This window comes from Acinetobacter sp. S4400-12, from assembly GCF_024129495.1.
Lineage (GTDB): Bacteria > Pseudomonadota > Gammaproteobacteria > Pseudomonadales > Moraxellaceae > Acinetobacter > Acinetobacter lwoffii_C.
Window position 1 is genome coordinate 101,159 of sequence record NZ_JAMXYB010000004.1, and the last position, 12,366, is coordinate 113,524.

General features: G+C 43.9%; 10 protein-coding genes. 4 read left to right on the forward strand and 6 right to left on the reverse strand.

Translation table 11 applies throughout. The features are described 5' to 3' along the window. Positions 1 to 13: 13 nt before the first annotated feature. From prmA to NI461_RS03600, 4 genes are all read right to left on the reverse strand, one after another. Complete coding sequence (prmA, locus tag NI461_RS03585) at positions 14 to 916, reverse strand: 50S ribosomal protein L11 methyltransferase (RefSeq protein ID WP_174659664.1); 903 nt, start codon at positions 914 to 916, stop codon at positions 14 to 16. 174 nt (positions 917 to 1,090) lie between these two features. After that, complete coding sequence (locus tag NI461_RS03590) at positions 1,091 to 1,978, reverse strand: bile acid:sodium symporter family protein (RefSeq protein ID WP_174659665.1); 888 nt, start codon at positions 1,976 to 1,978, stop codon at positions 1,091 to 1,093. Positions 1,979 to 2,064: 86 nt separating this feature from the next. Then, positions 2,065 to 2,952: a bile acid:sodium symporter family protein gene (locus NI461_RS03595; protein WP_174659666.1), complete on the reverse strand. Its 888-nt coding sequence runs from the start codon at positions 2,950 to 2,952 to the stop codon at positions 2,065 to 2,067. Between the two features lie 146 nt (positions 2,953 to 3,098). Further along, on the reverse strand, positions 3,099 to 3,500 hold the full coding sequence (locus tag NI461_RS03600) for a hypothetical protein (protein WP_174659667.1): 402 nt from the start codon (positions 3,498 to 3,500) through the stop codon (positions 3,099 to 3,101). A 252-nt stretch (positions 3,501 to 3,752) separates the two neighbouring features. Between NI461_RS03600 and mnmG the strand changes: the two genes are divergently transcribed. The 3 genes from mnmG (at position 3,753) to NI461_RS03615 (ending at position 7,687) form a co-directional block, all read left to right on the forward strand. Continuing rightward, the gene (mnmG, locus tag NI461_RS03605; protein WP_174659668.1) at positions 3,753 to 5,633 is read left to right on the forward strand and encodes a tRNA uridine-5-carboxymethylaminomethyl(34) synthesis enzyme MnmG; all 1,881 of its coding nucleotides are present in this window, start codon (positions 3,753 to 3,755) and stop codon (positions 5,631 to 5,633) included. 310 nt (positions 5,634 to 5,943) lie between these two features. Next, the gene (gene mhpT / locus NI461_RS03610; protein ID WP_174660569.1) at positions 5,944 to 7,155 is read left to right on the forward strand and encodes a 3-(3-hydroxy-phenyl)propionate transporter MhpT; all 1,212 of its coding nucleotides are present in this window, start codon (positions 5,944 to 5,946) and stop codon (positions 7,153 to 7,155) included. Positions 7,156 to 7,360: 205 nt separating this feature from the next. Further along, positions 7,361 to 7,687, forward strand: a complete 327-nt coding sequence (locus NI461_RS03615) for a hypothetical protein (protein ID WP_174659669.1) — start codon at positions 7,361 to 7,363, stop codon at positions 7,685 to 7,687. A gap of 376 nt (positions 7,688 to 8,063) precedes the next feature. Here NI461_RS03615 and glnG read toward each other — a convergent pair whose 3' ends face one another. Together glnG and glnL are read right to left on the reverse strand one after the other, a co-directional pair. Then, entirely contained in the window at positions 8,064 to 9,539 is a 1,476-nt protein-coding gene (glnG, locus tag NI461_RS03620) for a nitrogen regulation protein NR(I) (protein ID WP_253156605.1), read from the reverse strand. Next, positions 9,526 to 10,635 carry a nitrogen regulation protein NR(II) gene (gene glnL, locus NI461_RS03625; RefSeq protein WP_174659671.1) on the reverse strand — a complete coding sequence of 370 codons (1,110 nt, stop codon included), beginning with the start codon at positions 10,633 to 10,635 and terminating at the stop codon, positions 9,526 to 9,528. Before glnL ends, glnG begins: the two co-directional genes overlap by 14 nt. A gap of 348 nt (positions 10,636 to 10,983) precedes the next feature. Here glnL and rimO point away from each other — a divergent pair, with 348 nt between their 5' ends. Then, positions 10,984 to 12,327, forward strand: a complete 1,344-nt coding sequence (gene rimO, locus NI461_RS03630) for a 30S ribosomal protein S12 methylthiotransferase RimO (protein WP_151203819.1) — start codon at positions 10,984 to 10,986, stop codon at positions 12,325 to 12,327. Positions 12,328 to 12,366 lie beyond the last annotated feature (39 nt).

The window sequence follows — 12,366 nt, forward strand, 5'->3', positions numbered from 1 at the left end:
CTTTATATACTCTTTAATTTTTATGGCGTTTCCCCGAAATTCGGCACCAGTTTTCATCACGTTTTTCGACTTCTAATATATCAAAATGTTTTGAGTAAATGCTAGTAACTTCAGTCACTTGCTCTTCAATTACACCTGCAAGTGCGAACTCTGCCTCAGGTTTGACTAAATTTGCAAACTCAGGCTCAAGCATCATTAGTGGCCCCGCCAGAATGTTGGCTACAAACACATCTGCTTTCTGCTCGCCCAGCTCTGTATTGAACTCTTCCGGCAGGCCTACATAGAGTTTATCGAGTACGCCATTCAGTTCTGCATTTTGTTGGGTTGCCAGAACAGCTTGTGGATCGATATCAGTGGCATATGCTTTTTTCGCACCTAGTAATAGGGCGGCGACTGCTAAAATTCCTGAACCGCAACCATAGTCAATGACGATCTTGTCTTTAACATCAGTTTTTCCGAGCCATTGCAAGCAAAGGAAAGTCGAGGCATGGTTTCCGGTACCAAAGGCCAGACCTGGGTCAAGTTTGATATTGACAGCATCAGCTTCGGGGGCTTGCATCCATTCCGGTACAATCCAGAATTTTTCTGCAATCTGAATCGGTGCATAGGCATCCATCCAGGTTCTTTCCCAGGCTTGGTCTTCTAAGAACTCATGCCGCATTGGAACATCTGGGATTTGCAGGCGAATAAATGTTTCAAGAGCGCTGACATCAATTTCTTCATCATCTTCCTGTGCATAGATGCCAGTTACAATGACTTTATTCCAAAGTGGGGTTTCACCTGGAAGTGGTTCCAGTAAATCTTGGTTTTCGGCATCATCCAGTGTCACACTGACTGCACCCAAAGAGCTGAGTAAGGTTTCAGTAAAATCAACTTGAGCCTGATCAACCGTAATATGAATTTGTAACCACTTCACAGAAATTAACCTTTTCTACATGTTTTAAAAAGCTATTGTAACGGAACTTGGGAATGAGCGCTGCTATCTTGTGAGGCTATCACTAAAATAAAAGAGCGCCATAGCTAGGACTGCATCCCAAAAACTTGACAGCTTAAGCCGGGTTTAAAGGATGCATTTTTAAAACGTGGAGTGCTATTGTGCGCTAGACAAGGCCGGTCGAGGGCTAATCGGTGCAAAGCGATTAAGCAAGAAACCAAAGATGGCAGCAAAAATATACATAAAGATCGAGTACACGGCAGCTGGCATGGCGACTGCCGTACTGGACATGACTGTCAACGCAATGGTCATGGCTAAAGTACTATTATGAATGCCAATCTCAAATGCACTGGCCCGAGCCTGAGCTGTATTGATATTCATCAGACGCGGAACAAAATAGCCAATGCTCAGGCTGAAAATGCAGAACAGTACGGCGGCAAGACCTACTTGAGCCAAGTATTCAGCAATATTGCTACGTTCACTATAAATGGCACCTGCGATAATCAGGATCAGGAAAATGACTGCAAAAATACGCAGGGGTTTATTCAGTTTCTCGGTCAGTTTTGGAGAGTAGCGGCGAATCAGCATGCCAATTCCCACGGGAAGCAGAATAATGCCAAAGACCTGCAGGATTTTTGCAAACTGTAAGCTGATTTGCTGGCTGTCCTGCATGAAGTGCATAATTGAAAAGTTAACAATCAATGGTAAGGTCAGCGCCGCAATCACTGAGTTAATGGCGGTCAAAGTAATATTTAGGGCCAGGTCTCCCTTAAACAGATAGCTAAACAGGTTGGCGGTACTCCCACCGGGAGAAGCAGCCAGGAGCATTAGGCCAACAGCAAGTAGAGGTGGAAGCGCCAGTACCTTACACAGTACAAAGGCAATACCAACCAGCAGTACGAGCTGACAGAACAGGGCGACCAGCACGGCTTTGGGGTGCTGGGTCACGCGTGCAAAATCTTTGAGCGTCAGCTCCAGCCCCAAACCCACCATAATAATCGCCAGAGCGAGGGGTAAAAATATAGTAATAATGCCAGAATCCATCTGCATACTCCTTGGTAAAATTATTCTAATCGTTTTGATTTACTTTGGAAAAAGCATACAGCTTAAATCTGGTCATGCCAAGAAAATTACAAATTGGGTAAGTGACGGTTAGGTCTATAATTTACTTTTTGACGGCTGATCATCCAGCCAAAAAACGTGGCAAAAACATACATTACAATACTGTAAATTCCAGCCGGGATAGCAATCGTGACATTGTCTAAAACCGAAATAGCAATGGTCATGGCAATGGCCGTGTTATGAATGCCGATTTCAAAAGTGCAGGCCCGCACCATTCTTTCCGGAATCTTCATCATTAAGGGAAGGCAATAACCGATAAACAGGCTGGAAAAACAGAGTAATACTGTCGCGGTACCGACGCTGGCAAAATATTCAACCAGATTGAAACGTTCCCTAAAAATGGCAAAGGTAAATAAAATGCATAAAAAACTCACAGAGAGCAGGCGCATCGTGTGGTGCGCACTGATCGACAGTTGAGGGAGCTTGGCCCGTACCAGCATGCCGATCATGACCGGAATAATTGTAATCAGAAAAACCTGCATAATTTTTTCAGGCGGTAAGTTGACGCTGCTTTGATCAGCAAGAAAATAATGCAATGACAGATTAATAATAAAGGGTAAGGTAAAGAGGGAAATAACAGTATTGAAAGCAGTTAAAGTGATATTAAGTGCAACATCCCCCTTATATAAATAACTGAACAAATTCGCTGTAGGGCCGCCAGGGGACGCTGACAGGAGCATCAACCCGACTGCCAGCAGAGGAGGCAAGTTTAAAACCAGACAAATCAGAAATGCCAGGCTGGTCAAAATCACCAGTTGAGAAAACAAGGCAATAAAAATTACTTTTGGATAGCGAAGTACCTTGAGAAAGTCTTTGAAGGTCAGTTCCAGTCCCAGCCCCATCATCATAATTGCCAGAGTGATTGGCAAAAATAAACTAAAAAACCCCGAGTCCATGAAGTTTCCTTCTTATTATTCATTTTTTAAGTGTTTTGAAGTTTATCTTAGCTATACAAATAAGCAACAAAAAAATAAAAAACGGACAAAACCTAGTCAGTTTGCCCGTTTGAGTTGAATTTAAATTAAGCTGTTACTCGGGCAGCTTACATCCCTCTCTGAGTGGTTGCAGGCATCGTTTGATTTTGTTGCATCATATTGTTCTGAGGATGAGGAACGGTAAAACCTAAGGCACATTTGCCACGCATTTCAGTACCGTTAATGGTGACTGAGGTTACATTGCCTGTACTACAAGCATTATATAGTTCCGGTTCATCGCCTCTTAAAGAACTGGTGCCTGAAGATGGGAAAAATTGTGGCTCACAGGTACCATTCCAGATAATACCGCGGTAAGCAAAGCTGACTGGTGCACCTTGTGATTTGCCTTTACAAACCTGTTGGTATTTTTGTGCATTATAAACTTTCTCGACCTTATCATTTGCTGAAGTCACAAACGGGGTGAGACATAGACTACAGAGGGCAGCGGATAGAAACAAATTCTTATTCATCTTTTATACCTTTGGTTGTAATGTCAACATAAATAGATTAAAAAATACTCAAAATTAAGCAATGTTAATCAAGTAATTTTTTAAGCTTAAATGTTTAATTTATATATAAAGTCTGCAAGTTAAGATTACATTGCAATACTCAGCAGGACTGAAAAAGTATGGTGTGGAGATAAATTACAGGGGTTCTGTCAAATTTAGGCTGAATTTTGCTATAATACTCAGCTATCCTTTTTTATCTCTCAATATACCACTATGCATTATCCTAAAGTTTACGATGTCATTGTTATCGGTGGCGGTCACGCAGGTACGGAAGCGGCCCTGGCTGCGGCGCGTATGGGGCGACAGACTTTACTCTTGACTCATAATATTGAGACTTTAGGGCAGATGAGCTGTAATCCGGCAATCGGTGGTATTGGTAAGTCGCATCTGGTGCGTGAAGTTGATGCCTTGGGCGGAGCAATGGCGCTGGCTGCTGATAAGGGTGGTATTCAATTTCGTATTTTAAACTCACGTAAAGGTGCAGCAGTACGTGCCACACGTGCGCAAGCGGATCGTGTACGCTACAAGGCTGCAATTCGTGAGACTTTGGAAAACCAGGCGAATTTGGATATTTTCCAGCAAGCTGCAGATGACCTGATTGTTGAAGGCGATACTGTCAAAGGCGTCGTGACTCAAATGGGCATTCGCTTTGATGCCAAAACTGTGGTGCTGACTGCGGGTACATTCCTGGGTGGCATCATCCATGTCGGTCTGGAAAAGTCGAGTGGTGGCCGTGCGGGTGATCCGCCTTCTATTTCTCTTGCACATCGTTTACGTGAGCTGCAACTTCCTGTAGGGCGCTTAAAGACCGGAACCCCACCACGTATTGATGCGCGCTCAGTTGACTTCTCAGTCATGACAGCACAGCCGGGCGATTTCCCGTCACCGACCATGTCGTTCATGGGAGATGCTTCAATGCATCCTGAACAGGTAAATTGCTGGATTACGCATACAAATGAAAGAACCCATGAGATTATCCGTGGTGGTTTAGACCGCTCTCCGATGTATACCGGTGTGATCGAGGGAGTTGGTCCACGTTACTGTCCTTCTATTGAAGATAAGATTCACCGCTTTGCGGACAAAGATTCGCATCAGGTGTTTCTGGAACCAGAAGGACTAGATACACACGAGCTTTATCCAAACGGTATTTCAACGTCATTGCCATTTGATGTTCAGTTTGAGTTGGTGCGTTCAATCCGTGGTATGGAGAATGCGCATATTCTTCGTCCAGGTTATGCAATTGAATATGATTATTTTAATCCGCAAGCCTTGAAGTTTACGCTTGAAACCAAAGCGATCAATAACCTGTATTTTGCTGGTCAAATTAACGGTACTACCGGTTATGAAGAAGCGGGGGCCCAAGGTCTGCTTGCAGGCTTGAACGCTGCACGTCGTGCCTGGGACCAGGAGCAGTGGACCCCGAAACGTGATGAAGCGTATATGGGAGTCCTGGTGGATGATCTGATTACTTTGGGAACCAAAGAACCGTATCGTATGTTCACTTCACGTGCAGAGTACCGTTTGATGCTGCGCGAAGACAATGCGGATCAGCGCTTAACGCCAATTGGCCGTGAACTTGGTCTGGTAGATGATGAGCGCTGGGCAGCGTATTGTGAAAAAATGGAAGCTGTCGAGAGTGAAACAGGGCGTTTGCAAGATCTATGGGCAGCCCCAAATAACCCGATGGGTAAAAAATTCGTAGAGATGACAGGTGCAGATCTTTCCAAAGAATGTTCTGCGATTGATCTGCTGAAACGTCCGAATATTACTTTTGCACAAATCGCAGAACTTACTGGCTCTGAAGTATCACAGCAGGTTGGTGATCAGATCGAGATTGCGGTGAAATACGCAGGTTATATCAACCGTCAGCATCAAGATGTGGCACAAATGAAGCGTCTTGAGGAAACCAGAATTCCTGCAGACTTTGATTATGATGCCGTCTCGGGCCTTTCCCATGAAATTACTCTGAAACTGAAGGATGTGGGTCCTGAAACGTTGGGTCAGGCGAGCCGTATTCCGGGAGTGACACCTGCAGCAGTGCAGTTGGTGATGATTACGATTCGTAAGAATGCCCAAACCAAGAAGTCTGCTTAATCGTTTGAATTAAAAAGGCCCGCTAAATGCGGGCTTTTTTATTGAATCGGGAAGATGATCATTTAAAATGATGATTCTATAGTTATAAGTTACTAATTTTATAAATTATTGATAAGTATAAATTTAATATTTTTGCTTATTTGGTGTTTCTCCTGTTGTTATTGATTTTAGATCTTATTCTTCTTAAATAAGCTCAGGACTCGAGCATAAATCCTACTATTGTAGTGGTGTTTATTTAGCTCGATTCGCTGAACAATTCAATAGTAGGCTAAATATAGACAGAGCCTTTTATTGAAGGAGATCAATCATGATGTTGGCGCCAAAGGAGAAAACACAAAAACTCCTGGTGATTTTTTTGTGTTTTTGGGTCGCATTTTTTGAAGGCTTTGACTTGCAGGCACCTGGAATTGCTGCAAAAGGAATTGCAGAAACATTTGTATTGGGTCAGGTGCAAATGGGCTATGTGTTCAGTCTGGGTGTTTTCGGCATGCTCTTCGGGGCTTTTTTTGGTGGCCGTATTGCCGACTATCTGGGACAAAAACGTGTCTTGATGTTATCTGTGGCAATTTTTGGAATATTCTTTGCACTTACCGCGATTGCGCCGAGTGTTGAGATTTTATATGTAGCACGGTTCCTAACCGGACTGGGTTTAGGTGCGGCGATGCCCACCATGATTTCGGTAGTGGGAGATGAAGCGACAGAAGCCAACCGTGGCAAGTTAAATAGTCTAATGTACTGCGGTTTGCCTGTAGGAGCGATTTTTGTAGCGGGTCTGGCTATCTGCTTTCAGGACATCAGCTGGCAAACCCTGTTTCTGATTGGCGGCTTGACACCTTTGCTCCTGCTTCCATTTATGGCTTTTATTCTGAAGGATAAACCACGTACGGTTCAGTTCGAGCAAGCCAGGCCGCAGGATGTTGCTGTACCGGCTATGACAGATGTACTTTTTAAAGAGCAGCGCTATAAACGTACCGTACCGCTATGGTTTGGCTTTTTCTTTACCTTGATGATTAACTATATTCTGATTAGCTGGTTACCGAACTTGTTGATGGAACAAGGTTTATCCAAGCAGGAAGCTTTTAGTATCATGCTGATCTTTCAGGTGGGAGCGGTGATTGGTACCTTGGGTCTGGGTTATTTGCTAGATCGCTTAAAGCTGTGGCAAGTCGCGATGATCATTTATGTTGGTCTGGCGATTGCATTGGTCCTGCTCTTTAGCAGTCAGGTGATTCCATTGCTGATCTTGGCAGGACTGATGGGTGGGATTTTCTCAACCGGTGGACAATCAATTCTGTATGGTATTTCCCCGATATTTTATACCGGTTCAGGTAAGGTCACAGGGGTGGGTACTGCAATCTCGCTTGGACGTTTGGGTGCGATGACTGGGCCATTGCTGTCCGGCAAGATCTTGGCTTTAGGTTTAGGGGCAACCGGTATTTTGTGGGCAAGTTTGCCAGCAGTCGTGATTTCTGCTGTGGCTGTAACCGCGCTGTCTCGCTATAAGATACAAGATAAATCCTGATTTAAGACGGTTTTTTCTGAAAAAAGAAGGCTAATCATCTCATGCCAGTCATTGAAGCACTGACTGGCATTTTTTATGTTTGGAGTTTGAGTGCCATTTACTGATCGCCATTAGACTAGGACTGCTTTGATGGAAATAGTATCGGGTTGTTATTCGGCTACTATTTTTTGCTAAGATAGGCTCAGATAAGATTTGAATATGAAAGATGAGCTATCAATTAATTCAGCTGGATATTGCAGCGACTGATAATATTGCCTGTCCACATTGTCAGCAAAAAATTATTAACTGGCAAGAAGAGCAGTATATCCAGCCTTGCGAACATACCTTATTTATCGCCATGGATATTGGTTTTGAATATATTACCGATGAATTTGAACAGACCATGCTGCGTTCGGTGGATGATCTGCACGCCAATGATGATCTGGTCAATATGTTTGCCGAGATTAGTGTAAGTCGTTATCCAGACTATCTGATTTTAAAATCAGATTTGGGGATACAGGGATATTCCCGCTATATCGGTATTGCTCCCTGATCCTTTAAAAATCAGATTAATAAAAAAGCGCCCAATTAGTTGGCGCTTTTTTAGGACTGAGTCTAGGGTCTATTGATATTTCGTCTATGCTTGCGACACTAGAGATCTATCTCGCAAGATTTTTTTAGTTCATATAACGCAGGAGACAAGAAGTTTAGTCATTCTAAATGAATGACTCATAACGAGATAACAAAAAACATATTCGTCTTCTTGCACAGTGAACACAGCGATGCTTTGTTCTTGCTTATAGAGCTAACATTCTCTTGGATTTCGTTATAAAACTTGACAAGAATCTCGCTATTTCCTTTCTTTTATGCCTCATCTGCCCAGTTTTAACTTGCAGCGCAATCCATTGATGAAATACACACCTGAATAACTAGGTTTCAGCTTCTTCTTCAACATCGTCATCGGCACTGTCCATTCCAAGTTCTTTAAGTTTGCGGGTGAGAGTGTTGCGTCCCCAGCCTAGCAGTTCTGCGGCATGACGTTTACGGCCACGGGTTTGTTGCAGGGCTGCATTAATCAGAGTGCGTTCAAACATCGGGGTGGCAACATCGAGTAATTTCATTTCGCCATTTTTGAGTTTTTGAATAGCCCACTGACCGAGTAATTCATCCCATTGAGGAGCTGCAATCTGACTTGGATTCGGAATTAGAGCGCTTGCATCCTGCTGCTGGATGGGAATCTGTTTTAACTCTGGTGGCAGGTCTTGAGGATAGATCTCACGACCGGTAATCATGACGGTGAGCCAGCGACAGGTGTTTTCCAGTTGACGCACGTTCCCTTGCCAGGGTAGCTTTTGCATATATTCCTGAGTCTCTGGGCGCAAGATTTTAGGGTTAACGCCTAACTCTTTGCCGGCAAGTGCCAAAAAGTGCTGTGCCAGCATTGGAATATCTTCACTGCGATGAGCCAGTTTCGGAATATGAATTCGAATGACATTCAGGCGATGATATAAGTCTTCGCGGAAACGTCCATCCTGTACCAGTTTTTCCAGATCCTGATGGGTGGCTGCGACAATACGCACATCGACTTTAACCGGAATATGACCACCGACACGGTAAAACTCGCCATCGGCCAGAACACGCAGTAGACGGGTCTGAGTCTCAAAAGGCATATCGCCAATTTCATCTAAAAATAAGGTACCCCCATTGGCCTGTTCAAAACGGCCTTGACGTTGTGTATTTGCCCCGGTAAAAGCTCCCTTTTCGTGACCAAACAATTCGGTTTCAATCAAGTCTTTGGGAATCGCGGCCATATTCAGGGCAATGAAGGGTTTGTTACTGCGCGGCGAATGACGATGCAGGGCATGAGCGACCAGTTCTTTACCGGTACCGGATTCACCATTAATTAATACCGTAATATGCGACTGGGATAAACGGCCAATGGCACGGAAGACCTCCTGCATCGCCGGTGATTCGCCAATAATTTCTGTAGATTGAATAGCTGGTGCTGTTCTGGCAGATTCCTGCTGCTGTAATTTACTTAGATGTAAAATTGCACGATTGACCAAAGCTAGTGCTTCATCAATATCAAACGGTTTTGGCAGATATTCAAAAGCGCCAGTCTGATAACTGGATACTGCCGATTCCAGATCCGAGTGCGCCGTCATAATAATGACAGGCAGGTCAGGATACTTATGTTTGACTTTGCTTAAAAAAGTCAGGCCATCAATACCGGGCATGCGGATATCGGTTAAAATTACGTCGGGCGCATTACTATTTAACTGGTCGAGAGCCGATTGTGCCTCTTCAAAGCTGGTGACATCAAAACCTTCTTCCTTGAAGGTTTTTTCCAGCACCCAGCGAATGGTCCGATCATCATCAATGATCCATATTTTATTGTGTGGCATGGTCTGACTCCCAAGGTAAATATAAGCTAAATATGGTTTTTCCGGGTGTGGAATGACAGGCAATGATGCCGTTGTGCTGATGGATAATATTTTGAGCAATACTGAGGCCAAGTCCGGTGCCTTTGGCACGGCTGGTAACGAGCGGATAAAAGATCGATTCCAGAATATCTTCTGGAACACCAGGGCCATTATCTTCAATATCAATACGGATCACCGAACGGTGTAGCGTACCGTTAATCGTGATCAGGCGCTGAATCCGGGTTCTTAAAATCAGCTCAGGCTGATGCTCGATAAAAAAATCTTTATTTTCCGTTATGGCTTGAATGGCGTTGGCACAGATATTCAGCATGACCTGAATCAATTGATCACGGTCTGCCAGAACTTCAGGCAAAGAAAGGTCATAATCACGAATGATCTTAATTTTTTTCTTGGTCTGGTTTACGATCAGCGCGCGGACGCGTTCAAGTGGTTCATGTACATTCACCATTTGATAACTCGGCAACTGGCGTGAACCGAGCATGGTATCGGCCAGATTTCTAAGCCGATCCACCTCACTGATAATAATGTCAGTAAATTCTTTATATTGCGGATCATTCAGGCTGCGTGCCAAGAGCTGGGTCGCACCACGAATCCCTCCCAGCGGATTTTTGATTTCATGGGCGACTCCACGAATGAGCAGGCGGGCAACCTGATGCTGCTGACTAAAGTTTTCTTCACGGGAGATTTTCAGCATACGGTCACGCTGATTTAGCTCAATCAGCAGAAGTGGGTGATAGTCCTTGCCAGCATTTAAGAGTGACACCATATAGTCCACATGAATGTCTTTAAAGTTGACATTTAGCGTGGCTTCACGGCGTGTATAAGGTTGAGCTGTTCTCAAGGTATTGAGCAGTGCTTCTTCAGTATTAAACTCATCGGTGGGTACATGCAGGATATTCATGACTGGTGTGCCGTATGCGCGTAATAAACTGATATCAAATAAGGCTTCGCAGGCCGAGTTGAGATAAAAGATATTTAGATCACGGTCTACCAGCAAAATAGCGGTGGTCATATTGTCCACCAAAACACGATAGTCAATCGAATTAGGCTGATCCATTAGCAGTCGTTTCCCTGTTTTAAAATGGCGCAATGGCATCTTCATAAAGCCCAATAAAAAATTTAAAAGTTCAAGAGTTAGGCGGATTAAGCAAGATGTACGCCAACTTTACAACTCTATAAAATCCGGCTGAAAATGCACGAAATACGCGATAAGCACATCAATAAATCCAGGTATAACGGATTAAATTCAGCCTGTAAACTAAAAATGATTCATTTTGGTGCATTGTTATTTGTGTTGGTTATTTTATAGCGTTATTTTGGTGCGTGATGCAAAGAGTCAGCTTTTCAACTATTTTTATGATTAGAAAAGTCATACAATACGCGCATTCTAGTGGAGCGCAGATTCATGAAATCCCCCAAAGTCGGTTTTGTTTCTTTAGGTTGTCCTAAGGCATTGGTAGATTCCGAACGAATTTTAACTCAGTTAAAGACTGAAGGTTATGATGTCGCATCGGATTATGACGGTGCTGATTTAGTTGTTGTAAATACTTGTGGTTTTATTGAATCTGCAGTACAAGAGTCTTTAGATGCAATCGGTGAGGCGATGAACGCGAATGGTCGTGTCATCGTAACAGGTTGTCTGGGTAAAGACGAAGACAAAATTCGTCAAATGCATCCGAATGTCCTGAAAGTGACAGGTGCAGCAGCCTATGAAGAAGTAATGGATGCGGTTCATCAATATGTGCCTGAACCACCAAAACACAATCCATTTATTGATCTGGTGCCTGAGCAGGGTATCCGCTTAACTCCTAAACATTATGCATATTTAAAAATATCGGAAGGGTGTAACCATCGTTGTACCTTCTGTATTATTCCGAGCATGCGTGGTGATCTGGTCTCCCGTCCTGTCGGTTCCGTACTTGAAGAAGCAGCAGCACTCAAACGTGCCGGTGTTAAAGAAGTACTCGTGATTTCTCAAGATACTTCGGCTTATGGCGTCGATACCAAATATAAGCTGGATTTCTGGAACGGTCAGCCGGTTAAAACCAAATTCTATGACATGTGCGAAGCTTTAGGTCAGCTTGGCATCTGGGTGCGTCTGCACTATGTCTATCCTTATCCGCACGTCGATGCAGTCATTGATCTGATGGCTCAAGGTAAAATTCTGCCTTATCTGGATATTCCATTCCAGCATGCCAGCCCGCGTATCTTAAAGCTGATGAAACGTCCGGCGCACAGTGAAAACACACTGGAGCGCTTAAAACTCTGGCGTGAAAAATGTCCGGAGCTGGTGATTCGTTCTACCTTTGTGGTCGGTTTCCCGGGTGAAACTGAAGAAGACTTCCAGATATTACTGGAATGGCTCAAGGAAGCGCAGCTGGACCGTGTAGGCTGCTTTACCTATTCACCGGTTGAAGGTGCAACGGCCAATGATTTGCCGGATCATGTGCCGGAAGAAATCAAGCAGGAGCGTTATGAACGTTTCATGCAGGTACAGCAGGAAATTTCCGCGGCAAAACTACAAAAGCGTATTGGTCAGACCATGACTGTGCTGGTTGATGACCTGGAAGATGAATTCCCGGTTGCCGTTGCACGCTCTTATGCCGACGCCCCTGAAATTGATGGCAATGTCTTTGTAGAAGATATTGATAAAAACAGGATTAAGGCGGGTGATGTGCTCGAGGTTGAAATTACTGATGCAGACGAATATGACCTGTTTGCCAAGCTGATTTCGATCAAGTCTGCTTAAGATTTTGAATTAAAAATATTTTGAATTGAATACTTTGGA